The sequence below is a fragment of the Cupriavidus alkaliphilus genome (genome assembly GCF_014191175.1).
Classification (GTDB): domain Bacteria; phylum Pseudomonadota; class Gammaproteobacteria; order Burkholderiales; family Burkholderiaceae; genus Cupriavidus; species Cupriavidus alkaliphilus.
Genome location: NZ_JACHWE010000002.1, coordinates 223,014 through 248,135, shown reverse-complemented (window position 1 = coordinate 248,135; position 25,122 = coordinate 223,014). Strand labels below are relative to the sequence as shown.

Sequence of the window (25,122 nt, the reverse complement as noted above, 5' to 3'; positions counted from 1 at the left end):
TCCGACCCGCACCGAAACCGAGACCACGAGAACTCCATGTTCGCGCAAGCCCTTTCCAGCCGGCTCGACCGGCGCGGCATCCACTACGCGTGGCTGATTGCCGCCCTGACCTTCCTGGTGATGCTGACCACCTCGGCCGCGCTGGGCCTGCCCGGGGCCTTCCTGCAGCCGCTGAGCCGGGAGATGGGCTGGAACACCGACCAGATCTCGTCGATCCTGGCGTTCCGCTTCGCGCTGTTCGGGCTGATGGCGCCGTTCTCGGCGCTGCTGATGGATCGTTTCGGCGTGCGCAGCGTGGTCTGCGCCGCGCTGGCGCTGATTGCCGGCGGCATGGCGCTGGCCACCGTGTCGACCGAGCTGTGGCAGCTCTTTGTGGCATGGGGCCTGATGCTCGGGGTCGGCTCCGGGCTGACCGCGCTGGTGCTGGCCGCCGTGGTGGCCAACCGCTGGTTCAGCGCGCGGCGCGGCCTGGTCATCGGCATCCTGACGGCCAGCGCTGCCACCGGGCAACTGGCATTCCTGCCGGTGGCGGCCTGGCTGATCGAGCATATGGGCTGGCGCGTGGCCGTGCTACCGGTGCTGGCAGCCTGCGCGGCGCTGGCGCTGCTGGTGTTCGGGCTGATGCGCAGCCGGCCCGCCGATGTCGGCCTGGCGGCGTTCGGCGAAGTGCCGTCGCATCCGGCCACGCTCCCCGCCGCCCCTGCGGCCGCGCCCTTTACGTTGCGCGGGCCATTCCGCGTGCTGCGCGAAGCCGCGCGGACGCAAACATTCTGGATCCTGGCGGGCACCTTCTTCATCTGCGGCCTGAGCACCAACGGCCTGATCCAGACGCATTTCATCGCACTGTGCGGCGACTTCGGCATGGGGCCCGTGCCGGCCGCGTCGGCGCTGGCCATGATGGGCGCGTTCGATTTTGTCGGCACCATCCTGTCGGGCTGGCTCTCCGACCGCTATGACAGCCGCAAGCTGCTGTTCTGGTACTACGCGCTGCGCGGCCTGTCGCTGTTCTGGCTGCCGCACTCCACCTTCACGCTGTACGGGCTGTCGATCTTTGCGATGTTCTACGGCCTCGACTGGATCGCCACGGTGCCGCCGACGGTCAAGCTGGCGGCCACCGCTTTCGGGCGCGAGCGCGCGCCGATGGTGTTCGGCTGGATCTTCGCGGCCCACCAGATCGGCGCGGCCGTGGCGGCGTTCGGCGCGGGACTGAGCCGCACGCTGCTGCTGACCTATACGCCGGCGCTCTACGCGGCGGGGGCGGCGTGCCTGGTGGCCGCGCTGATGGCGTTGATGGTCAGCCGCACGCGTACGGCCGAACGGACGGAGCCTGCGGCCGCATGATGGCGGGCGCCTTCAGAACTTCGGGATGCGCAGGGTCTTGCTGACCATCAGCGTGCCCGACAGCGCGAACAGCAGCACCAGGGGATGCAGCACGGCGGGACCCAGCACCCATGCGCCGCCAGGCAGCTCGCCGCCCAGCAGACCCTGCGAGGCGCACCACGCCAGCACGGCGGTCAGCAGCACGCTGGTGGGGATGGGCGTGCCTTCGAAGTAGGCCACCTTGCCGCTGTCGCTGCCCGCCGCCAGCGATTCGGCGGTGACGTTGAAGCGCGCCAGCCGGCTGACGCCGCAGCAGACAAAGTAGATCAGTATGGCCAGGTCCCAGCCGCCGCGCATGCCGGCGGCAAAGGCCAGCGTGGCCGGGCCGACGCCGAATGAGATCACGTCGGCCAGCGAGTCCAGCTCGCGCCCCAGCGCCGAATGCGCGTGGCGCCAGCGCGCGATGCGCCCGTCGAGCACGTCGAAGATAAAGGCGAGCGGCGCCAGCGCCGCCGCCGTGTAGAAATGCGACAGCTGCTGGTCCGCGACGAAGAACATCGCGAAGAACACCGACCCCATGCCGCAGGCCGCGTTGCCGAGCGTGAAGACATCGGCCAGCTGCAGTTCGCGCAGCATCGAGAAATGGCGGGGACGATCGGGCCGGGTGTTCATGGCGCGGGCTTACAGGACCTTGGACTCGTGGTGCACGTTGGGCGGCGCGGCAAAGGTCTCCGCCACCAAGCCACGCCATTGCTGGAACTCAGGCGATTCGCGGAACAGGACCATATGGTCGTCCACGGTTTCCCAGTCCACCACCAGCGTGTACTGGTCCGGCTGCTCGATCGAGCGGAACAACTGCACGCCGTGGCAGCCGTGCGAGCGCAGGAACAGCGGCGTGGCCTGGCTCACGCCATGCTCGAACTGCTTGTCCATGCCGGGCTTGATGGTGATTTGCGCGATTTCCTTGATCATGACGTGGTAGGCGATGAAGTGGATGCAGTGGATGCCGGCGCCGGTCGGGTACCGGCGGGTCTTTACTACCTTAGCACGATCGCGGCGTCACATGCCCGCGGCAAGCATTCCGTTACACGCGGGGGTTAGCATCGTCCACCCTGCCACGACCTGCCGAAACCGCCATGCGCCTGCCCCTTCCTGAACGCAGCATTGTCCTCAATGCACTGTCCGCCCTGTGCCTGGCCGGTCTGCTGGCCCTGCCGTCCGGCGCCGATGCTGCAATGCAGCCATGCGGCAGCCCCGCCACCGCGCTGGCCGACGTGCGCGTCCCCGGCCAGGCCTCGCCTCTTGCGGGACGGATGGTCGAATTGCAGGCCATCGTCACGGCAGATTTCAGCGGCGACGGGGGGCTGCGCGGCTTCTTCCTGCAGACAGCGGATGCGCAGCGCGTGCATCGGCCAGGTCGTTCGGAGGGACTGTTCGTCTATGCGCCACGCACCCGCGCCAAGGTGGGCGACATGGTTCGCGTGTCCGGAAGGATCGAGGAAAAATTCGGACAAACGCAGCTGGCGCTGGCCGGCTCCCCAGTGGTATGCACGCAGGGCCTGTCCGTCACGCCGCAGACGCTGACGCTGGGCAGCGAGTCCGACCTGGCTGCAATGGAAGGGATGCTGGTGCGCCTGCCGCAGACGCTGACCGTCAGCGATACGCATGAACTTGGCCGTTATGGCACGGTGGTGCTGAGCCACGGGCGACCGATCGCGCCCACCCAGCAGGCGTTGCCGGGCCCGGCCGCAAGGCAAGCCGCGACGGCCAATGCCCGCAACCGGTTGTGGCTCGACGATGGTTCGGCGCGCCAGTTTCCCGCCGTGGTGCCCTACCCGCCCCCGCGCCTGTCGGCAGAGCATCCGGTACGCGCGGGCGACACCGTCACCGGCGTGCAGGGCGTGCTGGAACAGCGCCACGGCCGGTGGCGACTGCAGCCGGTGCGTGGCGCTGGGGCACCGGTCTACCAGCGCGCCAACCCGCGCGGCGCCGCACCACCACGCCATCCCGCCACCGCGCTGCGGGTGGCGGCCTTCAACCTGCAGAACTATTTCAACGGCGACGGCCAGGGCGGTGGCCTCGACGCGCCCGGCAACCGCGGCGCCCAGGACACGGCAGCGCTGGCGCGGCAGCAGGCCAAGCTGGTGGCCGCGCTGCGCGGCCTGGACGCCGACGTGATCGGCCTGATGGAGCTCCAGAACAATGGCTACGGCCCGACCGGCGCGATTCGCCAACTGGCCGCAATGCTGGGGCCGGACTGGCGCGTGACCGATCCCGGCAGCCCAGCGCTAGGCGCCGATGCCATCGCGGTCGGGCTGCTGTACAACGCGCGCACCGCGTTGCCCGCCGGGCGGGCCGCCACCACATGGCTGGGCGAGCGCAGCCGCCAGCCGCTCGCGGCCACCTTCCGTGCCGCGGCGGGCGGCGCACCGGTAACGGTGGTGGTCAACCATTTCAAATCCAAGAACTGCGTGGAAGCGGCCGGCGCGCAGGCGGACCAGGGCGACGGCCAGGGCTGCTGGAACCCCGCGCGCGTGCAGGCCGCCGACACCCTGGCCCGCTGGCTGGCCACCGCGCCGACCGGCATCCCGGACGCGGGCGTGCTGGTGATCGGCGACCTGAACAGTTACGCGATGGAGGATCCGATACGCCTGCTGGCGCGGCACGGCTACGCCGATCTGGTCGCGCGCTTTGCCGGGCCGCATGCCTACAGCTATGTCTATGACGCCCAGGCAGGGTACCTGGACCACGTGCTGGCCGACGCCAGCGCCGCGGCGCGTGTCGTTGCCGTCCATGCGTGGCATATCAATGCCGACGAGCCCGCGGTCTTCTCCTATGCCCCGCGCCCGGAGTCCGGCGCAGCGGACTTCTATGCGCCCGGCCCCTACCGCTCGTCGGATCACGACCCCCTGGTGGTCGACCTTGCCAGCAGCCCGCGCGCCAGGTAGAGCACGATGGCCAGGTTGGCCGCGGCCAGCCCGCCATGCAGCCAGCTGGGATGAACCAAGGCCTCGTACAGCTCCAGCGGGATGTAGATGCCGCCCGACCACACCCCGAGCCAGTTGCCCCAGGCCAGCCCGCGCCACAGCCCATAGGCCTCGGCAAAGCGCATCAGCGCATAGACCGCGGCGGATCCGCCGATGGCCCACAGGCGCGCATTGTCGGGATGCTCCAGCAGTGACAGGAAGATGGTGGGATAGCGGCTGGCCGGATTGACATGCCATCGCTGGATGATGGCTTCGGCCAGTTCCTGGGCATCGCGATGCAGCAGTGCGGCCAGGCCCAGCCCGGCCACGATCACCAGCAGTCCCTTGGCGGCCTCGAACAACGCAATGCCCCGGAGGCCCAGTGCGCCCTGCTTTGCCATGCGGTATCTCCGGTCGATGCAAGGATTGCAAAGCCAGTATTGTGCAACAGCGGCAAACGCCAGGGCCGGTGCCTGCGCACCGCCAGGCTATCGCTGCAGCTTCTGGTAAGTGCCGACCAGTTCCGCCTTGGCCAGCGCGTGGCCTTGCATGGCCCGCTCCAGTGCCGCCTTGTCTGGCGTGCCGAGGTCGGGCAACGCCACGTCCAGCGCATAGAGCTTGAAGACGTAGCGGTGCCGGCCGATCGGCGGGCACGGGCCACCGTAGCCGTTGCGGTGCCAGTCATTCAAGCCTTCACGGGTGCCGGCTGGCAGCCCGGACTTGGCGATATCCGCTGGCAGTGCACCGGCATGAGCCGGCAGGTTGTAGAGCAGCCAGTGGACCCAGGTCATTTTCGGCGCGGCGGGGTCCGGCGCATCGGGGTCGTCAACGATCAGCGCCAGGCTGGCCGTGCCGGGCGGCACGCCGGTCCAGGCCAGCGGCGGGGAAATATCGGCGCCTTCGCAGGTGTGCTCTGCCGGGATCTCGCCCCCGGGAGCGAATGCGGTGGATTGCAGCTGGAATGGCATACGGACCTCGCTGGACGCACGCAGGGATGGCTCCAACTTAGGCCGGATCGGTGCCTCGCGCAAGGCGTCGCGCTATGACGGCAGCTGGGTCTCCAGCAATGCCTTGAGCCGGCGCACGGCTTCGGTGGACTCGGCCTGGAGCTGGTCCCGCAGCATCAGACGGTTGATCAGGGCAAACAGCAGCGTCGGCGAGCGGTAGCGGAACTCACGCTCGAAGCGCGTGCGTTCGGCCGATGGCGTCAGCGAGGGCGACATCGCGGGCGTCAGCCGGTAGGTAATGGTGCCGACGCGCTGGCCCGCGGCCACGCCCTCGATCGACCACGTGCGCGGCGGGTGGCTTTCGATCACGGTCCAGACCACCACGCCGCCGCGCCGGGCCAGCATGAAGGTCTCGGCCACGCGCTCGCCGCGCTCGAGCGGATGGTCGGTCGCGCCCGCCACCGCCAGCGACGCCGGATGCCAGGCGGGCCAGTGGCGCGGCGTTGCAACAAAGTCGAAGACCTGCGCCGGCGGGCGCGCGATCACCACCTCGTCATGGATGGCGGTGCGGTCCAGTCCCGGCAGCGGTGCCACCAGCGCGCCCACGGTGAGCGCGGCGAAGACGAATCCCCAGAGCAGTTTCCTGTGTCGGACAAGCATGGCGGCGGGACAGGACGCAACCGGGGCGCACCCGTGCATCCCGTACGCATGGCGCGATGCTTACAGTGTAGTGACTGCCCGGCATCGCGCCAGTCCCCTGCGTGGCTCAGCGCGCCACCGGGGCGGCGGCGCCCTCGGCCGCAGGCGCCGCGGCCACGGCTGCCGGCAGCGGGCCCCAGCCCCCGCCCAGCCGCCGCACCAGCGACACCGTCGCGGCCGCGCGCAGTCCGGCAACCTGGTTGGCCTCGCGCTGCGACTGCAGCACGGTGCGGTCGGCATCGATCACCGCCAGGTAGTCGACCGCGCCCGCGTCATAGCGGCTGCGCGAGATGCGTGCCGCACGCCTGGCGCCGCCGAGTGCGCTGTCCAGCGCGCCGGCCTGCTGGCTGAGCCAGCGCACGTCCGCGAGACTGTCTTCCACCTCGCGGAAGGCCACCAGCACGGTCTGGCGGTAGCTTGCCACCGTTTCCTCGTGGGCGGCGCGGGCGCCGGCCAGGTTGGCGCTGTTGCGGCCACCGTCGAACACAGTCTGCGCGATGCTCGATCCGATCAGCGGCCCCAGCATCCAGGTGCGCGAGGACCACTTGAACAGGTTGGACAGATCGGCCGATTCAAAGCCGAACAACCCGGTCAGCGTGATGCGCGGGAAAAACGCCGCCTTGGCCACGCCGATGCGCGCGTTGGCCGCCGCCATCTGGCGCTCGGCCGCGGCGATGTCCGGGCGCCGCTCCAGCAGCTCGGACGGCAGCCCGGCGGGGATCGCCACCGGCGCGGCATCGAACGGCCTGGACGACAGCGAGAACGCCGCCGGCGGCACCCCGGTCAGCACCGCCAGGGCATGCTCCTGGTTGGCGCGGCGGCGCTCGATGCCGGCCAGGTCCGCGCGCGCGGTGCCGAGTTCGGCTTCGGCGCGGGCGGGATCGAGGTCGGTGGTTTCCCCGGCGTCATAGCGCTTCTTCAGCAGCGACAGCGCATCCTCGCGCAGCCTGATGGTGGCGTTGAGCAGGTCGCGCTCGCTGTCGAGCGTGCGCAACGCGAAATACGCCTGCGCCACGTCGGCCTGCAGCGCCAGCTGCACCGAGCGGTACAGGTCTTCGGCAGCCTCGCCTTCGGCGCGGGCGGCATTGACGCTGGACGCCACGCGGCCGAACAGGTCCAGCTCATAGCTGGCGAAAGCGCGCGCCTTCAGCACCGTCTGCGGCGGCACGCGGGTGCCGTCGGGCAGGCCTTGCGAGGCCGCCGACGGCTGCGAGCGGGTCGGGTCCAGCCCCACGCTCAGCTGCGGATAAAGGTCCGCCTCGGTCGCGCCGGTGAAGGCGCGCGCCTGCTTCAGGCGGGCCGCGGCGATGGCGAGATCCTGGTTCGATTCACCGGCCGCTGCGATCAGGCGGTCCAGTTCGGCGTCGCCGAAGATCTTCCACCATTCGCCGCGATGCTGGCCCTCGGCCGGCGTCGCGGTCTTCCATTGGGCGCCTTCGGCCTGGGCGGCCTCGGCTTCCTTGAAGGCCGGCACGGTGGCCGTCTCCGGCACCTTGTAGGTCGGCGCGAGCGAGCAGCCGGCCAGCACCAGCGCGGCGGCCAGCGTGGCGATACGGGGCAACTGCCTTGAGATCTGGGCAATCATGTTCTTTCCTTCATTGTTCTGTGCTCGGGCGGGGGCACCCCCGCCGAGGTAGCCGCGCTCTCCCGCTCGCGGGAGAGCGCGGAAAGCATGCGTCATTCAGCCGAAGCCACGGCCTGGTGTTCGACCGGCGCCGGCTGCGCGCGGCGCTGGCCCCGGGTCGCCAGCAGCCGCAGCGCCACGTAGAACACCGGCGTCAGGAACAGGCCGAAGAACGTCACGCCCAGCATGCCCGCGAACACCGCCACGCCCATCGCATGACGCATCTCGGCGCCCGCGCCGGTGGAGATCACCAGCGGCACCACGCCCATGATGAACGCGAACGACGTCATCAGGATCGGGCGCAGGCGCAAGCGGCTGGCCTCGATCGCGGCCTGCACCACGGTGCGGCCGTGATGCTCCAGCTCGCGCGCAAACTCGACGATCAGGATGGCGTTCTTCGCTGACAAGCCCACCAGCACGATGAAGCCGATCTGCGTGAAGATGTTGTTGTCGCCCTGCGTCAGCCACACGCCGGTCATTGCGGCCAGCAGGCTCATCGGCACGATCAGGATCACCGCCAGCGGCAGCGTCAGGCTCTCGTACTGGGCAGCCAGCACCAGGAACACCAGCAGCACGCACAGCGGGAAGATCCAGATCCCGGCATTGCCGGCCAGGATGTCCTGATAGGTCAGCTCGGTCCATTCGAACTTGATGCCCTTGGGCAGCGTTTCCGCGGCGATGCGCTCGGCCGCGGCCTGCGCCTGGCCCGACGAGAAGCCCGGCGCGGGCCCGCCGTTCATGTCGGCGGCGGTAAAGCCGTTGTAGCGCACCACGCTGTCCGGACCGAAGCCTTGCTTGACCTGCACCAGCGACGACAGCGGCACCATGTCGCCGGCGGCGTTGCGCGTCTTCAGCTGCAGGATGTCCTCGGCATGGGCGCGGAACGGCGCGTCGGCCTGCACCTTGACCTGGTAGGTCCGGCCGAACTTGTTGAAGTCATTGACATAGGCCGAGCCCAGGTAGGTCTGCAGCGTGTCGAACACGTCCGTCACCGGCACGCCCAGCTGCTTGGCCTTGACGCGGTCCAGCTTGACGTCGAGTTGCGGCACGTTGACCTGGTAGTTGCTGAAGATGCCGGTCAGCTCGGGCGTGGCGCGCGCCTTGTTGGCGAACGCGTTGGTGGCCTCGAACAGCGCGTCATAGCCCAGCGCGGCACGGTCCTCGATCATCAGCTTGAAGCCGCCGATGGTACCCAGGCCCTGCACGGGCGGCGGCGGGAACACCGCGATGAAGGCATCCTGGATCGCCGCGTACTTCTGGTTCAGCTCGGCCGCGATGGCTGCGCCGCCCAGCTCGGCGCTCTTGCGATCCTCGAACGGCTTGAGCGTGGCGAACACGATGCCGGCGCTCGGACTGTTGGTGAAGCCGTTGATCGACAGGCCCGGGAAGGCGACGGCCGATTCCACGCCCGGATGCTTGAGCGCGATGTCGCTCATCTTGCGGATCACGTCTTCGGTGCGGTCCAGCGTGGCGCCGTCAGGCAGCTTGGCAAAGCCCACCAGGTACTGCTTGTCCTGCGCCGGCACGAAGCCCTTGGGCACCAGCTGGAACACGCCCCAGGTCAGCGCCAGCATCACTGCATAGACGCCGAACACCGAACCCTTGCGGCGGATCACGCCCTTCACGCCGCGGCCATAGCTCTCGGCGCTGCGGCCGAAGAACTTGTTGAAGCGCTTGAAGAAGCCGCCGAACACGCGGTCCATCCAGCGCGACAGCCAGTCCTTGGGCGCGTCGTGGCTCTTGAGCAGCAGCGCCGACAGCGCCGGCGACAGCGTCAGCGAGTTGAACGCCGAGATGATGGTCGAGATCGAGATGGTCAGCGCGAACTGCTTGTAGAACTGCCCGGTCAGGCCGGTCATGAAGGCCAGCGGCACGAACACGGCGATCAGCGTCAGCGCGATGGCGATGATGGGGCCGCTGACCTCGCGCATGGCCTTGTAGGTGGCCTCCTTCGGCGTCAGCCCTTCCTCGATATTGCGCTCGACGTTCTCCACCACCACGATCGCGTCATCGACCACGATGCCGATCGCCAGCACCAGCCCGAACAGCGACAGCGCATTGATCGAGAAGCCGAACAGATGCATCAGGCCGAAGGTACCGACGATCGACACCGGCACCGCCAGCAGCGGGATGATCGATGCGCGCCAGGTCTGCAGGAACAGGATCACCACCAGCACCACCAGCGCAATTGCCTCGAACAGCGTGTGCGTCACCGCCTCGATCGAGTGGCGCACGAACTGCGTCGGGTCATAGACGATGCTGTAGTCGATGCCGTCCGGGAAGTTCTGCTTCAGTTCTTCCATGGTCTTGCGCACGTCATCCGAGATCTGGATGGCGTTGGAGCCCGGCGCCTGGAAGATGGGAATCGCTACCGCGGGCTTGTTGTCGAGCAGCGAACGCAAGGCGTATTCCGACGCGCCCAGCTCGATCCGGGCGACGTCCTTCAGGTAGGTCACGGCGCCGTCGGCGGAGGTGCGCACGACGATATCGCCGAACTCTTCCACCGTGCTCAGGCGGCCCTGCGCATTGACCGACAGCTGCAGGTCGGCGCCGGGCAGCGACGGCGACTGGCCGATCACGCCGGCCGCCACCTGCACGTTCTGCTCGCGGATGGCCTTGATCACGTCGCCGGTGGCAAGCTGGCGCTCGGCCATCTTTTCCGGGTTGAGCCACACGCGCATGGCGTAGTCGCCCGAGCCGAACAGCTGCACCTGGCCCACGCCCTGCAGCCGCGCCAGCCGGTCCTTGACGTTGATCACCGCGTAGTTGCGCAGGTAGGTCATGTCATAGCGGTCGTTGGGCGAGACCAGGTGGACCACCATGGTCAGGTCCGGCGAGCTCTTGACCGTGGTGATGCCCAGGCGCCGCACGTCTTCCGGCAGCCGCGGCTCGGCCTGCGAGACACGGTTCTGCACCAGCTGCTGCGCCTTGTCCGGATCGGTGCCCAGCTTGAAGGTCACGGTCAGCGTGAGCAGACCGTCGCTGTTGGACTGCGACGACATGTACAGCATGTCCTCGACGCCGTTGATCTGCTCTTCCAGCGGCGACGCCACGGTTTCGGCGATCACCTTGGGGTTGGCGCCCGGATACTGCGCGCGCACCACGACCGACGGCGGCACCACCTCCGGGTACTCCGAGATCGGCAGCTTGAACATCGAGATGGCGCCGATCAGGAAGATCAGCACCGACAGCACCCCCGCGAAGATGGGGCGGTCGATAAAGAATTTTGAGAGATTCATCTTGGTCTCTGCTAAAAGCGCTCCCCTGGCGGCCCGCTTGTGGCGGGCACCATCAACAGCCTGGGAAACGATGCAAACTAGGGGCGCTGGGTGTGCGGGCTCAGGTGGTTGCCATTCACGACGCGATCAGACATCGCTCAGGCGGCCCCCCGCTCCCCTCAGCGGGAGAGGGGAGCAAGCCATCGGTGCGCATGGTTTAACTCACCGGCTTCATGTCTGCCTCACCCTTCTCGCTCGCGGCCTGCTTGCGGTCGGGGGCGGTGCCGCGCGGCTCCAGTTCGCTGCGGAATGCCATGGCCACCACCTTGGGCTGCACCGTGTCGCCCGGGCGCACACGCTGCAGGCCATTGACCACGATGTTCTCGCCCGGCTTCAGCCCCTTGCGGATCACACGCAGGCCTTCATAGTTGGGCCCGAGTTCGACTTCGCGGTAGACCAGCTTGTTGGCCTTGTCGACGACCAGCACGAACTTCTTGCCCTGGTCGGTGCCAACCGCCCGGTCGTTGACCAGCACCGCCGCATGCGGCGCGCCGCCGCCCATCTTGACCTTGGCGTACAGGCCCGGCAGCAGGCGGCCGCCTTCGTTGTCGAACACCGCGCGCACGCGGATGGTGCCGCTGCGCGTATCGAGCCGGTTGTCGACCGACTGGATCTTGCCCTGGTGCGGATGGCCGTCTTCATTGGCCAGGCCCAGGAAGACCGGCAGGTTGGCCTGTCCGCCGCCGGCGCCGGGAGCGGTGTAGCGCAGGTAGCTCTGCTCGTCGATCTCGAAGCTGGCGTAGATCGGCGACACCGACACCACGGTGGTCAGCGGCGGCGTCGCCACGCCGGGCGCCACCAGGTTGCCCACCGTGATCTCGGCGCGCGACACGCGGCCGGACACCGGTGCGGTGATGCGGGTGTAGGCCAGGTTCAGGCGCGCGGTTTCCAGCTGCGCCTGCGCGGCGCGCACGTTGGCGCCGGTTTCGCGCGCGGCATGGATGCGCTCGTCGAACTCGCGCCGCGAGATCGCGTTGTCGTCCAGCAGGCGCTGGGCGCGCTCGCCCTCGCTCTTGGCGTGGGCCGCGCGCACCTGCGCCGCGGCCAGCGCGGCCTCGGCACGTGCCACCTCCGCGGCATAAGGCCGCGGGTCGATGGTGAAGAGCGGATCGCCCTTCTTCACCAGCGCGCCTTCGCGGAAGTGCACGGCATCGATGGTGCCGCCGACGCGCGGGCGAATCTCCACCCGGTCCACCGCTTCCAGGCGGCCGGAGAATTCATCCCACTCGGTGATGGTCTGCCCGACCACCGCGGCCACCTCGATGGCGGGCGCCGGCGGCGGCGTGTTGGCGTGCGCTTCGCCGCTGTGCCAAGGGCGCAGGATCGAACCGGCCACGCCGGCACCGAGCACTACGACGATGGCGAGGGCAATCAGGGTACGTCGCTTCTGCTGCTGCATTTCTCAAACTCCTGGATCGGGTTTTCTTCAACCGGAAAAGCAAATGGCCGAACGCCGCCTGCCGGTCCGCGCGGGCGGATCGGAACCATGGTCAAACTGATGGTCGGACTTGGGACCGCGCGCATCACGGCGCGCGCTGCGGTCCTGGCTCTGGCCGAAACAGAGCCGGCTGGCGGTTGTCTGGAGCGGCTCAGCCGGCGGGCTTGGCTCCAGGCCGGCTGGCGTTGGCGCCAGCGCGGCGTTCAGTCAGGGTGAGGTAGCGTCGGCCACGGCCAGACATCGCCGCAGGAACCGCGCACCTTCGTCGACCCATGCCTGACAGCTGTCATGGGCCTCTTCCACGCCGTCGCCGCAGGCGCCGGGCATGATCATGGCTTGGGCCGGCACACCGGCCTTGCCCAGGCGCCCGGCGAAGGCTTCGCCTTCGGCACGCAGCGCGTCGTGTTCGGCCACCTGCACCAGCGTGGGCGGCAGCCCGGCCAGGCGCGAGGCCAGCGCCGGGGCGGCGTACGGATGCACCGTATCGGCCGGCGTCGGCAGGTAGTCGCGATAGTTGTCGGCCAGCCGGCGCAGCGTTTCCATCGGCACCGTGCCGCCGCCAAAACCCGCGCAGGAGGCATGCTGCAGGCACGGGTCGGTCACCGGGCGGATCAGCCACTGGCCGCGCGGCTGCGCGGTGCCGCGGTCGCGCAGCATCTGCGCCAGCGCGATCGCCAGGTTGCCGCCGGCTTCCTCGCCCACCAGCGCGAAGCGGGTCTTGTCGACCTTCAGGCGCCGGGCATTGCGCAACACCCATTGCACCGTGCTGTGCGCGTCCTCGGGCGCCGCCGGGAACGGGTGGTCGGGCGCCAGCGAATACGCCGGCGTGACCACCACCGCGGGCACCGTCGTGGCCAGGTCCTGCACCAGGTGGCAGGCGTGCTCCAGGCCGCCGTCGACGAAGCCGCCGGCGTGCAGGTACACCAGCCAGGGCAGCAGCGCAGCGCTGTCGATGCCCGGTGCCGGGTAACCCGGCGGATAGCACACCCGCACCAGGATCTCGCGGCCGTCGCTGGTCACCGTGTGCTCGGCCACGCGCGCCTGTCCCGGCCCGGCTGCCGTGGGGGCAGTGGCGGCGCTGGCGGCTGCGGAGCGTTGGCCTGGCTTCTGTGACATGGCATCGGCGCACGGCATGGACAATGCGCTTGAGTGTTGCGATGCAACGGATTATGGTGATTGACGAGGATGGGATAAAGCGAGAGATCGCCAATGCACTGTTCCGGGATTGGAATAATCGCAAACCGGCCTGTCATCCGTCTGCAAAACGAAATCCCCACGCATGACAAGGTCTTGGATTTTGTGATTCACTCCCGCTCTCGGCACGCGCGGCGGTTGGCCAGGCCGTTGCGCGCCCGGCCCGCCGGTTGGACTCCCCGCGGCGCCGGACGCCTGACTGAATTCAGGCCGGCATCGCGCCCAGCCAGCGCGCATCAGTGCCAGCAGCCGGCAGACTCCCCATCACAACAACAAGACAGGCCGCGTGCGCCACGAGCGCGGGCGGCACGCCGTTCGGATCTATCGTCGGAACCTCATCATGGACCGTCTCGTATCAATGCAGGCATTCACCCGGGTCGTCGACGTCGGCAGCTTTGCGCGTGCCGCCGAATCGATGGACCTGCCCAAGGCCACGCTGACCCGCCTGATCCAGAACCTGGAGACCCACCTCGGCGTGAAGCTGCTGCACCGGACCACGCGCCGCATCAGCGTGACCAACGACGGCGCCGCCTACTACGAGCGTTGTGTGCGCATCCTGGCCGATGTCGAGGAGGCCGAGCAGTCGCTCACGCGCCAGAACAATTCTCCTCGCGGGACGCTGTCGGTCGATACCACCGCCGGTCTGGCGCAACTGGTGCTGGTGCCGCACCTGCATGAATTCTTCCAGGCCTATCCGGACCTGAAGCTGGAGCTGACCATCAACGGCAAGCCGATCGACCTGCTGCAGGAGGGTGTCGACGTAGTGCTGCGCGTCGGCATTCCGCTGGACGAAGCCATGGTGGCCCGCCGCATCGGCCATGTGCAACTGGCGTTCTACGCCTCGCCGATCTACCTGAAGCGCAGCGGCACGCCGCGCGACCTGGCCGAACTGGCGCAGCACAAGGCGGTCAATTTCCTGTCCAACCGCACCGGCCGGGAAATGCCGTGGCCGCTGGCGCGCGGCACCGAGCGCGGCGAGGTGTTGCTGCCCTCCGCCATTTCCACCAATGACGCGGATGTCTACCTCGGCTGCGCGCTGGAAGGCCATGGCATCGCCCGCATCTCGCGCGCCATGGCCGAGCCCTATGTGGCCAGCGGCCGGCTGGTGGAAATCCTGGCCGACTGGCAGACCGATGAACTGCCGATCTCGGCGATGTATCCGCAGAACCGGCACCTGTCGGCCAAGGTGCGGGTATTCGTGAACTGGGCGGCCGAGCTGTTCTCGCGCCATCCGCATTTTGGTGCGGCACAGCAGCCGCTGCCCGTGGCGGCCTGAGGGGCTGTCTGAGGGGCTGTCCTGAGGGGCTGGCCCGAGCCTCTGCGCTTCGCTGGCGCGATTCGCCAGCGGCGCGTATGCCTGGCGGCATGTAGGACAAAACCGGAAATCGGTTCAGCGGCCGCCGACCTATACTGTTTCTTCCGAAATCACGACAAGAAGAGGATTCCGATGAAACAAGTGCTTCTCCCCCTGGCGGCGTGCATTGCCGCAACCCTGGCACTGGCCGGCTGCGCCGGCTCCGGCATGCCTTCGTCGTCCGCGGCCCAGCCATCCGCCACCGGCGCCACCAGCGGTGCCCGGGCGTCGGCCACGCTGCAGCCCAAGAGCGGCTCCAACACCGCGGGCACCGTCACCTTCCAGCAGCAGCCCGGCGGCGTGATGATGACCGCCGCGATTACCGGGCTGCCGCCCAATTCGGTCCACGGCTTCCACGTCCACGAGAAAGGCGACTGTTCCGCGCCTGACGCCATGAGCGCGGGCGGCCATTTCAACCCGACCGGCAAGCCCCACGGGCAGATGACCATGCCGGACCACCATGCGGGCGACATGAACAACGTCACCGCCGATGCCAGCGGCAACGTGCGCGTCAGCATGCTGCTGCCGTCGCTGTCGGTGGGCACGGGCGCCAACAGCGTGATCGGCCGCGCGGTGGTGGTGCACAAGGATCCGGACGACTACAAGACGCAGCCCACCGGCAATGCCGGCGGCCGCATTGCCTGCGGCGTGGTGGCGGCGTCCTGAGCGCCGCGCGCCGGGCGGGCGGGCCTGAACCACGCGTGTCCGGGCTCGCCGCGCTGCCGCGCGCTCCTCAATACCCCTTGAAGTTCGCATTGACCCGCTGGCGCAGGTAATCCCCTGCGCTGATCGGCGGATACTTGCCGGCCGGCCCTGCGATCGTTGCGCCGCGGTTGGCCTGGCAGAAGAAGGCCATGCTGTAGCGCGGCCCCATGTACTCGCCCGGCGCGGGATTGCGGACGCGATGGAAGTTCGACGGCAGTTGGTCATCGCTCCAGCGCATCAGCATGTCGCCGATATTGCACGTGATGACGGTCTCGTCCGGCTCGATCGGGGTCCATGCCTGCGCCGCCATCTCCTTGCCCGGGCACACCTGCAGGCCGCCCTGGCCCGGGCGCTGGAACAGCAGCGTCAGGCAGTCGAAATCCGTATGCGCGCCGGCGCGCCACAGCCCCAGCCCGTCGCGCAGCTCGGGCGGGATCGCGTAGTAGTGCAGCAGCCGCAAGGTGCTCTGGTAGTCCGGCGCGCGCGGATCATGCGCCTGCGTGAAAAAGTCGCTGGCGAAGCCCAGCTTGTCGGCAAAGCATGACAGCACCTTCATGCCGACTTCCCAGCATTGCGCCTCGAAGGCAAGCATGGTCTCACGGAAGCCCGCGAGTTCGTCCTCGCCCGGCCACAGGCCGTCCATGTGCGGGCGCGTGATCTGGTAGGACTCCTTCTGGTCCGGCGTGCCGGTGGAGGGCCGGACCTGCGCGCGGCTTTCCCAGCCGGCGTTGTTGGCCTTCTGCAGCGGGTATTGCGCCTTCACTTCATCGGGCAGCGCAAAGAAGCGCTCGGTCATGGCAAAGGCATGGCGCACGCTGGCCAGGTCGATGCCGTGGTTGGCGAGCTGGAAGAAGCCGACGTCTACCGATGCCTGCCACAGCGCGTCGGCAATCTGCGGCTTGCGCCGCGCGTAGTCGGACAGGTCGATGCGGCGGATCTCGCGCTGGCGGGTTTCGGAACCGAACGCGCCCATGCGCGATTCGCGGCGGAGTTCGTCCAGGGTGCTGGCTTGGTCTGGCTGGGTCATGGCATTCCTAGTGGCAGGCGGGTCAGGAGTGGCCCCGCGCCGGCCCAGGCATGGCCGCCAACGACAATGCGCGCCGGGACAGCGCGCTCCTGAGGTCGACGGTGCCAGCCTGCGCAACGGCGCGGGGCACGGACTTCAAGAGCAATTCCCGGCCAGCCCGCATGCGCGTCGATCTGGCACGCGGCTGGTGAACGCTTCTACTCTTGCCGCGGCTTATGCAGGTTCCGGGCCAGCGCCGTACCCCACGACTCGACGGCTTTTGCCCTGCCATGCTTCGCCATGGCGCACGCCAGGGCGCAGACTGGTGCATGGCGCAGCCGCATTCCGACTGCCGGAATCGCGACGCGCGCGGCGCGCCATGGCAACATGGCGCCATCGCCGCCACCCCAGGGCCCCGCAACGGGGCCGCCCCGACGCCCAATGCCATTGCCGACCGACGCCGCATTCGTCCCCCACCGCCGCCTGCGCGCCAGTTCGCTGATGCTGTGCTGCGCCGCCCTGCTCGGCGGCTGCGCGCTGCCACCGCTCGATCCCCGCACCGAATCGTCTGCGCTGACGCCGGCCGAAGCCCGGGCCACGCCGCTGGGCCAGGCGCTGGCCGGCGAAGCGGCGCGGCATCCGGGGCTGAGCGGCATCCACCCCCTGGAGAACGCCTACGCCGCCTTTGCCGCGCGCGTGCAGCTGGCACGCACCGCGCAGCGCACGCTCGACGTGCAGTACTACATCTGGCGCGATGACCTGACCGGCACGCTGCTGCTCGAGGCCCTGCACGAGGCCGCCGATCGTGGCGTGCGCGTGCGCCTGCTGCTCGATGACAACGGCATTGCCGGCATGGACGAACTGCTGGCCGCGCTGGATGCGCACCCCCATGTCGAAGTGCGGATCTTCAACCCGTTCGTGATCCGCCACCCCAAGGCGCTCAATTTCCTGACCGATTTCCGGCGCCTGAACCGGCGCATGCACAACAAGTCGTTCACCGCCGACGGCGTCGCCACCATCATCGGCGGGCGCAATGTCGGCGACGAATACTTCGGCGCCACCGACGGCGTGCTGTTCGCCGACCTCGACGTGATCGCCGTCGGGCCCGCGGCCGGCGACGTGGCGCAGGATTTCGACCGCTACTGGTCGAGCGCGTCGGCCTACCCGGTCGACCGGCTGCTGCCGCCGGTCAGCGTGGAGCGGCTGCAGGCGCTGGCCGGGCACGCCCGCGAGGTCGAGCGCAACCCGGCCGCGGCGGCCTACCTGGCCGCGGTGCGCGAACTGCCCGACGTACAGCGGATGCTGGACGGCACGCTGCAGTTCCAGTGGGCAAGCACGCGCATGGTCAGCGACAACCCCGCCAAGGCGCTGGGCGAGGCCTCGCGCAGCACGCTGGTGGCGCACCAGCTGCGCGAAATCCTGGGCGAGCCGCAGCGCGAGCTCGACCTGGTCTCGCCCTACTTCGTGCCGTCGACCGGCGGCACGTCCTTTTTCGCCGATATGGCCGGGCGCGGCGTCGCGGTACGCGTGCTGACCAATGCGCTGGAGGCCACCGATGTGGCCGCCGTGCATTCGGGCTATGCCAAGCGGCGCAAGGCCCTGCTCGAGGCCGGCGTGGACCTGTACGAACTGCGGCGCGCGGCGGCGCCCCGCAAGAAGGAAGAGCGCGCCGGACCCTTCGGCAGCTCGGGCTCCAGCCTGCACGCCAAGACCTTTGCGGTCGATGGCAGCCGGGTCTTCGTGGGCTCGTTCAATTTCGACCCGCGCTCGGCCATGCTCAACACCGAACTCGGCTTCATCATCGACAGTCCAGACCTGGCGGGCCGGATCGAATCCACCTTCGCCAGCGTGGTCCCGCAAGCGGCCTACCAGGTCAGGCTGGACGAGTCCGGCCAGCTCTACTGGCTGGAACGGCGCGGCGATGAAGTCATCCGCCACGATACCGAGCCGAACACCAGCTGGTGGCGCCGTCTCGGCATCTGGTTCCTGTCGATCCTGCCGATCGAGTCGATGCTGTAGCCGCGCGGCCGCTCAGGTGCGGGCGGTCAGATCTGGTCGATCAGGCTGCGCACCACATCGGCCAGCCGGCCGGCACGCTGGCGCCCCTTCGCGTCAAGCCCCATGCCGCTGCCGCCGGCCAGCGCCTTCAGGCCGAACAGCGCATCGCCTACGTCGCGCCAGGCCGGGAAATCGGCATGGATCTTCTCCAGTGCGGCGGCGCCCGCCGCCACCTGGGCGGGCGCGGGCGTGTTGCCGGCCGCCAGGTCTTCCAGCGCCATGGCGGCGTCGACCAGGCCTTTGCGATTCATCTGCTGTCTCCCCGGATGCTCTTTTGTCATGGCCGCCAGGCAGGCGGCCATGACACTGTAGCAGGCCTGTGGCTGGCCTTTGCCGGGATGGGGGAAAGCCCGGGGGCGGGCTCGGTGGCGACGGCTCAGTTGCGGCCAATATCCTGCAGGATCCGCGTCATCAGGTACAGGCGCGGCACGATCGAATCCAGTTCGATATATTCGTCGCGTGCGTGGTAGCCGAAGCCCGCCAGGCCGAAGCTTTCCACCACCGCGGGCTTGCCCGAGCGGGCCGCGTAGCTGGCGTCGGTGGCGCCGCCGGTGCCCTCGGCCAGCGCCAGCGTGCGGCCATCGAGTTCGGCATAGATTTCCTGCGCGCGCTTGGCGAGCGCGCGGCCGCGCGCGTCGGCCACGAACGGCGGGCGGCCCTCTTCCATCGTCACCGTGGTGTGGGTGTCGGGTACCAGCTGGCTGGACTTGACCTTGTCCTGCAGCGCCACCTTCAGCTTTTCGGCGGCACCGGCTGCCGTGGTGCGCACGTCGCCGTAGGCCACGGCGCTTTCCGGGATCTGGTTGCGCACCGTGCCGGCCTGGGCCTGGGTCCAGTTCAGCTGCGAGCCCGGCACCAGGCTGGCCGCGTCGCGCGTCTGCTGCAGCTGGTGGGCCAGCTCGATCAGCGCATTGCGGCCGCGCTCCGGCGCGGCGCCGGCGTGGGAGGCGCGGCCCTTGACCTGCATGGTGGCGGTGGCGGTGCCGGAGGCGCCCAGCAGCAGGGCCTCGGCCTTGACCACGTCCTTGGCCGCGGTGGGCTCGCACGACAGCACCACGTCATGCTGCGCCGCCAGCGTGGCGATGGTTTCGGCCGAACCGACCGAGCCGACCTCCTCGTCCGGGTTGAACAGCACCGTGATCTGCGCGTAGTCGCGCCAGCCCTGCTGCTTCAGGATCTCGAGCGAATGCAGGATCACGGCAATGCCGCCCTTGTCGTCGGCAATGCCCGGGCCATAGAGCCGGTTCCCTTCCTCGCGGATCGGCTGCGTCGCCAGCGTGTTGTCGGGGTACACCGTGTCAAGGTGGGCAATCAGCATGACGCGGCGCTTGCCGGTGCCCGTAAAGGTAGCCTTGACCATGGTGCCCGGGCCCTTGGTCACGGGCAGGCGCTCCACCTTTGCACCCAGCGCCTGCAGGCGCTTCTCGGTATAGCTGGCCATCTGCGCCAGCCCCCTGGCATTGGCGCTGCCGGATTCGATCGACACCATCTCCTTGAGCGACTGCACGACCCTGGGTTGTGCGGCCTGCGCGGCCGACAGCAGCGCGGCATCGGGCTGCGCGGCACTGGCCGCCGTGCCGGCCCCGGCAAGCGTCAGGGCAGCGGCAATGGCAACGTGGCGAACGGAAAACGGCATGGAATCTCCTCGGTGTGGTCTTGTTGGGGGCGCCGCGGTCCTGGCCGTTCGCCGCGGCACAACGGCACGATGCTAGTCCTTGCCAGCCACTATGGGGAGGTTCAATATCGCCAATCCGGATGCCGATCCCGCCAAGGCGTCCCGCCGCCCCGGCCACCCCCAACCATGCGAACCGCCCTAAGGCATGCCAGCCCCCACCGCCTCCGCCACCTCCATCGCGCCATCGTCACAGAACGTCCCGCTGCACGTGCGCCTGCTGTGGCTGCCGCAAGCCATGCCCGGCAGCCTGTTCACCACGCTCGACGTGCTGCGCACGGTGGCAGGCGTGGCCAGCCTGCAGCGCCCCGACGCCGCGCCGACGCTGAGCTGGCACCTGTGCGGCGCCAACGGCCGCACGCTGGCCACGGAGCTGCCCGGGCTGGTGTCGTCGACGCGGCGCGCGCGTGCGCCCGGCAGCCGCACGCTGCTGGTCATTCCCGCGCTGCTGGCGAGCAATGCGCCGCAGCTGGGCGAACTGGTGCTGCGCGATGCCGCGGCGCTGCGCCTGGTGGAGCGCCATGCGCGCGCCGGCGGCTGGATTGCCGCCTGTGCATCGGGGATGGCCCTGCCGCTGCAGCTGCGCCTGCTGGATGGCGCCAGCGTGGGGGCGCCGTGGATGTTCCAGAGCTGGATGGCGCGCCAGTACCCGCATTGCGATCTGGCCAGCGACGCAGCCATGAGCGTGCATGGGCAAGTGTTTTCCTGCGTGGCGCCCGCGCTGCAGGTGGAATTCATGCTGCGCGTGCTGGGACACCTGCACGACCCTGACCTGGCGCAGGCGGCGTCGCGGCTGATGCTGTACCAGCCCGAGCGCCAGCGCAGCGTGCCGGCGCTGGCGTCGCAACGCTGGCTCGGCCGCACCGCCGACAGCCCGGTCTACCGCGCCATCCAATGGCTGCGCGACCATGTGTCCGAGCCCTACCGGCTGGCCGCGGTGGCACAGGCGGCGGCGGTCAGCGAACGCACGCTGCTGCGGCATTTCCGCCAGGTCACCGGCATGACGCCGCTGGACTACCTGCACACGCTGCGCGTGGAACGCGCACGCATGCTGCTGGAAGTCACGCTGCACGGCACCCATGCCATTGCCGAGGCGTGCGGCTACAGCGACGCCGCGGCGTTCCGCCGGCTGTTCCAGCGCGCCACCGGCATGTCGATGTCGGACTACCGCGCCCGCTTCGCGCTGCGGGCGCGGCGGCGCTACTGGCGCATGGAAGACACCGCCGCGCAGCGCGGCGCGCACCGGTAGCCGGTCCCGCGCCCGCGCTCAGGGGCGCAGCGAGATGTGGTTGACCACGTCCTCGACGCCCTGCACGTACCACGCATCGCGCTCGGCCTGGCGGCGCGTGCGCTCGCTGTTGACGCAGCCCTCCAGCGTTACCACGCGGTCCTGGGTATGCGCGCTGACCTGGGCGGCATTCACGAAGGGATCGGTCTCCAGCACCAGCATCAGCGCCTCGGTGATTTCATCGTCGCGGTCGGTCTCGGCGGGCGCCACCACCAGTTCGTTGACCACGCAGCGGCAGCCGCGCGACCACCATGCCAGTACGCCGGCCAGGCGCATGTGCGACAGGCTGATCACCTGCCCCCACAGCGTCACCACGCCGTCCTGCACCGCGACCTCGATCCAGCCGTTGCGTTCGTTCACCGGTTCGCGCATGGCTTCCGGCTTGCCCTTGACGCGCGCGCAAATCTTGCAATTGTGGAATTCGACGGCATTGAGCAGGCGCTCGCAAACCGCGTCGCGCAGTTCGCCGTCGCCGACCGGGGCGCCGCCGTCGGCCACGCGCAGGTGGTCGATCACGCTGGTGACGCCGTCCACGCGCCGCAGCGTCGCCGCGGCCCGGGTCTTGTCGACGATATCGGCCACCTCGCCCTCGAGGATCAGCGCCCCGTCCGAGAGCCGCAGATGGATGGTGGGATGGAGGACATGGCCCTGATAGGGCACATGGGCCAGGGCTGCGCGCGCCTGCGTCAGCACCGCTTCGCTACTCTGCATGTTGTCGCCTCGCCGGTTGGTCTGGAGATGGAGGGATGCGCGCCCCTGCCTGCAGGCGCGCGGGAGCGGCGCCGCGGCCTCCTTCACCCCCGGGACCCCGGCAACCGCTTCCTCATTATAGGAAGCGGTCCGCCGCGGGCCCGGCGGGCCCTGCCCCCGCCAGCCGGTACGGCAAGGCTCAGGCGCCCGCGGCCTCGCGCGCGCGTGCGACTTCCTGGTTGCGCAGGATAAAGCGCTGGACCTTGCCGCTGGGGGTCTTGGGCAGTTCGGCGACGAACTCGATCTCGCGCGGGTAGGCATGGGCGGCCAGGCGCTGGCGCACGTGCAGGCGCAGGGTCTCGGCCAGTTCGGGCGAGGCCGGGTGCTGCGGATCCAGCACCACGAAGGCCTTGATCAGCTCGGTGCGCTCGGGGTCTGGCTTGCCGATCACCGCGGCCTCGACCACCGCCGGGTGCTCGATCAGCGCGCTTTCCACGTCGAACGGCCCGACCCGGTAGCCCGAGGTGGTGATGACGTCGTCGGCGCGGCCGATAAAGCTGATGCTGCCGTCGTCGTTGAGCTCGGCGGAATCGCCGGTCAGGTAATAGTCGCCGGCAAAGGCGCTGGTAGGCGTGCCGTGGTAGCCGCCGAACCAGCACATTGGCGAGCGCTTCAGGTCCAGCGCCAGCGTGCCCGGCTGGCCGGCCGGCAGTTCGCGCAGTGCGTCGTCGACCACCACCACGCGGTGCCCGGGGCTGGCAAAGCCGGCCGCACCCATGCGTACCGGGTGGGCCAGGGCGTGGTGGTTGCACAGCACCATGCCCAGCTCGGTCTGGCCATAGTGGTCATGGATGGTGACGCCCAGCTCGCTGGCGAACCAGCGGATCACTTCGGGGTTGAGCGGCTCGCCGGCGCTGCTCACGGCGCGCAGCTGCCCGCGCAGCGGGCCGGACACGGCGTCGCCCGCCGCGATCAGCAGCCGGTACGCCGTGGGCGATCCGGCCAGGTTGGTGATGCCGTATTTGCGGATCACGCGGCAAGTGCTGTCGACGGTGAACGAGCCGTCGTAGAACGTGGTGGCATGGCCCAGCGACAGCGGTCCGGTGACGGCGTAGTACAGGCCGTAGGCCCAGCCCGGGTCGGCCAGGTTCCAGAACGCGTCGTCGTCGCGCAGGTCGACCGCGTCGCGCATATAGCCGGCAAACGCCGCAATGGCCTTGAGCGGCACCAGCAGCGGCTTGGCCGGGCCGGTGGTGCCGGAGGTGAACATCATCAGGAAGGGGTCGTCGCCGCGCCGCATCACCGGCGCGAACGATGCCGGCTGGCGTGCCAACTCCGCCCAGAAGCTGAAATCGCCCGCGCTCACGGCGTGTTGCGCCGTGCCGCCCTGGGTGCCGGCCACGGTGACGATGGCAGGACATCCCGCGACCTCGTCCAGCTTGGGCCGGTTGGCAGTATCGGTGACCACCACCTTTGCGCCCGACGCATTGAGCCGGTGCTCGATGGCCTTGGGGCCAAAGGCGGTAAACAGCGGCTGGTATACGGCCCCGGCGCGCCACGTGCCGAGGATCGTCACCAGCAGTTCGGCGTTGCGCGGCAGCAGGCCCGCGACGCGGTCGCCCGGCTGCACGCCCTGCGCCTTGAGGAAGCCAGCGAACTGTGCCGACAGCGCCTGCAGTTCGGCAAAGGTCCAGCTGCGCGCATCGCCGTTGCGCCCTTCCCAGTTCAGTGCAATGCGGCCGGGCTGTGCGTGCCGGTCGCAGCATTCGACGCAGGCGTTCATCGCCGCCAGGCTGCCGTGCAGCTGCCGGGCCACGGCGTCGTCATAGGAAAATCCGTCGAAAGCTTGGGCGTAGTCGCGCATGAAGTCTCCTGAATCCGGCTTGTGCCTTGTAGTCGGTGGCCGTGCGCGGTGGCCGCGCCACGGCTGCCGCAAGAGTGTGCGCCACGGCGCGCCGATCCGGCAATAACCGATTCCGCCAGCGCGGCTGACGGTTTTTGCCATCCCTGCCATGCGGATCAACGGGGCGCCGCAGCGACCTTGACGCGGCGCCCCCGGCCCCACACGATACGGGCATCACCTTCGGGAGACAGCGCATGTGCACCAACTATGCCCCGGTCCAGCGCCGCATCCTGCGGGAAATCTTCGGCGTTGAGCCACCCGCGGGCGTGTACAAGGCCGAGACCTACCCCGACTATGCAGCGCCGATCGTGCGCGCCGATGACGGCGGTGCACGCAGCGCCGACCTGGCCTCGTTCGGCATGGTGCCGCGCGCGCGCATTCCACCGGGCGCACGGCGTTACGACACCACCAATGCCCGCAGCGAAACCGTGGGCGAGCGACCCGCCTTCGCGCGCTACTGGCGCCAGGGCCAGTTCTGCCTGATACCGGCCACGGCGTTCTATGAGTTTGCGTACCCCGACGATGCGGCGGACGGTGCGGCGCCGGGCAAGCCGGTGCGCTGGCGCGTCTGGCTGCCCGGCGAGCCGGCCTTCGGCATTGCCGGGCTGTGGCGCGGCTGGCCGGACCAGGCGCTGTCCTTCACCATGCTGACCGTCAGCTCGGCACAGCACCCGCTGCTGCAGCGCTTCCACAAGCCGGGCGACGAGAAGCGCGCCGTGGTCATCGTGCCGCGCGCACAGTGGGACGACTGGCTGACGTGCCGGGACCCGGAGATCGCACGCACCTTCCTGCGCCTGTTGCCGGCCCATGCCATGCAGTCCGAGCCGGCGCCCAAAGTGCAGGGAGCGCCCATTCCCGACGCGGATTAGCACGACGGGCGCAAGCGGCGGCATGCCCGATCCGCCGCTGCCCTTGCCATGGCGATTTTCCGGACTACACTCGTTGCTGGACGCCGACGGGCGTCTGGTTGCTGATCGGGC

At 69.3% G+C, this 25,122-nt stretch carries 21 protein-coding genes; 7 read left to right on the top strand and 14 right to left on the bottom strand.

Features of this window, described 5'->3' with window-relative positions:
- Positions 1-36: 36 nt before the first annotated feature.
- Complete coding sequence (locus FHX60_RS07765; protein ID WP_112775162.1) at positions 37-1,341, top strand: MFS transporter; 1,305 nt, start codon at positions 37-39, stop codon at positions 1,339-1,341.
- Between the two features lie 12 nt (positions 1,342-1,353).
- On the opposite strand, the gene FHX60_RS07760 is transcribed toward FHX60_RS07765, so the two are convergent.
- Both FHX60_RS07760 and FHX60_RS07755 read right to left on the bottom strand, forming a co-directional pair.
- Positions 1,354-1,992, bottom strand: coding sequence for a CDP-alcohol phosphatidyltransferase family protein (locus FHX60_RS07760; RefSeq protein WP_183282987.1), 639 nt, complete (start codon positions 1,990-1,992; stop codon positions 1,354-1,356).
- Positions 1,993-2,001: 9 nt separating this feature from the next.
- On the bottom strand, positions 2,002-2,292 hold the full coding sequence (locus tag FHX60_RS07755; protein ID WP_025581601.1) for an antibiotic biosynthesis monooxygenase family protein: 291 nt from the start codon (positions 2,290-2,292) through the stop codon (positions 2,002-2,004).
- Positions 2,293-2,456: 164 nt separating this feature from the next.
- Here FHX60_RS07755 and FHX60_RS07750 point away from each other — a divergent pair, with 164 nt between their 5' ends.
- Positions 2,457-4,268 carry an ExeM/NucH family extracellular endonuclease gene (locus FHX60_RS07750; RefSeq protein WP_183282986.1) on the top strand — a complete coding sequence of 604 codons (1,812 nt, stop codon included), beginning with the start codon at positions 2,457-2,459 and terminating at the stop codon, positions 4,266-4,268.
- Here FHX60_RS07750 and FHX60_RS07745 read toward each other — a convergent pair.
- The 7 genes from FHX60_RS07745 to FHX60_RS07715 all read right to left on the bottom strand — a co-directional run bounded on the left by FHX60_RS07745 (position 4,220) and on the right by FHX60_RS07715 (position 13,388).
- Entirely contained in the window at positions 4,220-4,687 is a 468-nt protein-coding gene (locus FHX60_RS07745) for a DUF2127 domain-containing protein (protein WP_183282985.1), read from the bottom strand. The two genes, FHX60_RS07750 and FHX60_RS07745, sit on opposite strands and share 49 nt — an antisense overlap.
- A gap of 87 nt (positions 4,688-4,774) precedes the next feature.
- Positions 4,775-5,254 carry a YbhB/YbcL family Raf kinase inhibitor-like protein gene (locus FHX60_RS07740; RefSeq protein ID WP_112775158.1) on the bottom strand — a complete coding sequence of 160 codons (480 nt, stop codon included), beginning with the start codon at positions 5,252-5,254 and terminating at the stop codon, positions 4,775-4,777.
- Positions 5,255-5,326: 72 nt separating this feature from the next.
- A complete protein-coding gene (locus tag FHX60_RS07735) occupies positions 5,327-5,893 on the bottom strand; it encodes an SRPBCC family protein (RefSeq protein ID WP_183282984.1) in 567 nt (188 codons plus the stop codon).
- Positions 5,894-5,999: 106 nt separating this feature from the next.
- Positions 6,000-7,517, bottom strand: a complete 1,518-nt coding sequence (locus FHX60_RS07730) for an efflux transporter outer membrane subunit (protein WP_112775156.1) — start codon at positions 7,515-7,517, stop codon at positions 6,000-6,002.
- Positions 7,518-7,609: 92 nt separating this feature from the next.
- Positions 7,610-10,795 carry an efflux RND transporter permease subunit gene (locus FHX60_RS07725; protein ID WP_183282983.1) on the bottom strand — a complete coding sequence of 1,062 codons (3,186 nt, stop codon included), beginning with the start codon at positions 10,793-10,795 and terminating at the stop codon, positions 7,610-7,612.
- A gap of 196 nt (positions 10,796-10,991) precedes the next feature.
- Positions 10,992-12,233 (bottom strand): efflux RND transporter periplasmic adaptor subunit, encoded by a 1,242-nt coding sequence (locus tag FHX60_RS07720; RefSeq protein WP_112775155.1) that lies wholly within the window; start codon positions 12,231-12,233, stop codon positions 10,992-10,994.
- A gap of 246 nt (positions 12,234-12,479) precedes the next feature.
- Positions 12,480-13,388 carry an alpha/beta hydrolase gene (locus FHX60_RS07715; protein ID WP_112775252.1) on the bottom strand — a complete coding sequence of 303 codons (909 nt, stop codon included), beginning with the start codon at positions 13,386-13,388 and terminating at the stop codon, positions 12,480-12,482.
- A gap of 418 nt (positions 13,389-13,806) precedes the next feature.
- Here FHX60_RS07715 and FHX60_RS07710 point away from each other — a divergent pair, with 418 nt between their 5' ends.
- Together FHX60_RS07710 and FHX60_RS07705 are read left to right on the top strand one after the other, a co-directional pair.
- Positions 13,807-14,742, top strand: coding sequence for a LysR family transcriptional regulator (locus tag FHX60_RS07710; RefSeq protein WP_092312674.1), 936 nt, complete (start codon positions 13,807-13,809; stop codon positions 14,740-14,742).
- Positions 14,743-14,913: 171 nt separating this feature from the next.
- Positions 14,914-15,486, top strand: coding sequence for a superoxide dismutase family protein (locus FHX60_RS07705; protein ID WP_112775154.1), 573 nt, complete (start codon positions 14,914-14,916; stop codon positions 15,484-15,486).
- Between the two features lie 67 nt (positions 15,487-15,553).
- Here FHX60_RS07705 and FHX60_RS07700 read toward each other — a convergent pair whose 3' ends face one another.
- A complete protein-coding gene (locus FHX60_RS07700) occupies positions 15,554-16,552 on the bottom strand; it encodes an isopenicillin N synthase family dioxygenase (protein ID WP_183282982.1) in 999 nt (332 codons plus the stop codon).
- A gap of 420 nt (positions 16,553-16,972) precedes the next feature.
- Between FHX60_RS07700 and FHX60_RS07695 the strand changes: the two genes are divergently transcribed.
- Positions 16,973-18,550, top strand: a complete 1,578-nt coding sequence (locus FHX60_RS07695) for a phospholipase D family protein (RefSeq protein WP_183282981.1) — start codon at positions 16,973-16,975, stop codon at positions 18,548-18,550.
- 26 nt (positions 18,551-18,576) lie between these two features.
- Here the strand turns inward: FHX60_RS07695 and FHX60_RS07690 are convergent, their stop codons facing one another.
- Together FHX60_RS07690 and FHX60_RS07685 are read right to left on the bottom strand one after the other, a co-directional pair.
- Positions 18,577-18,840, bottom strand: a complete 264-nt coding sequence (locus FHX60_RS07690) for a hypothetical protein (protein WP_092312685.1) — start codon at positions 18,838-18,840, stop codon at positions 18,577-18,579.
- Positions 18,841-18,965: 125 nt separating this feature from the next.
- Positions 18,966-20,225 (bottom strand): M20/M25/M40 family metallo-hydrolase, encoded by a 1,260-nt coding sequence (locus FHX60_RS07685; RefSeq protein ID WP_183282980.1) that lies wholly within the window; start codon positions 20,223-20,225, stop codon positions 18,966-18,968.
- A gap of 184 nt (positions 20,226-20,409) precedes the next feature.
- Here FHX60_RS07685 and FHX60_RS07680 point away from each other — a divergent pair, with 184 nt between their 5' ends.
- On the top strand, positions 20,410-21,510 hold the full coding sequence (locus FHX60_RS07680; protein ID WP_183282979.1) for a GlxA family transcriptional regulator: 1,101 nt from the start codon (positions 20,410-20,412) through the stop codon (positions 21,508-21,510).
- 18 nt (positions 21,511-21,528) lie between these two features.
- Here the strand turns inward: FHX60_RS07680 and FHX60_RS07675 are convergent, their stop codons facing one another.
- The gene (locus FHX60_RS07675; protein ID WP_112775149.1) at positions 21,529-22,260 is read right to left on the bottom strand and encodes a BON domain-containing protein; all 732 of its coding nucleotides are present in this window, start codon (positions 22,258-22,260) and stop codon (positions 21,529-21,531) included.
- Positions 22,261-22,438: 178 nt separating this feature from the next.
- Positions 22,439-24,103, bottom strand: a complete 1,665-nt coding sequence (locus FHX60_RS07670) for an AMP-binding protein (RefSeq protein ID WP_183282978.1) — start codon at positions 24,101-24,103, stop codon at positions 22,439-22,441.
- A 233-nt stretch (positions 24,104-24,336) separates the two neighbouring features.
- Here FHX60_RS07670 and FHX60_RS07665 point away from each other — a divergent pair, with 233 nt between their 5' ends.
- Positions 24,337-25,011, top strand: coding sequence for an SOS response-associated peptidase (locus FHX60_RS07665; RefSeq protein WP_183282977.1), 675 nt, complete (start codon positions 24,337-24,339; stop codon positions 25,009-25,011).
- The last annotated feature ends 111 nt before the right edge of the window (positions 25,012-25,122 follow it).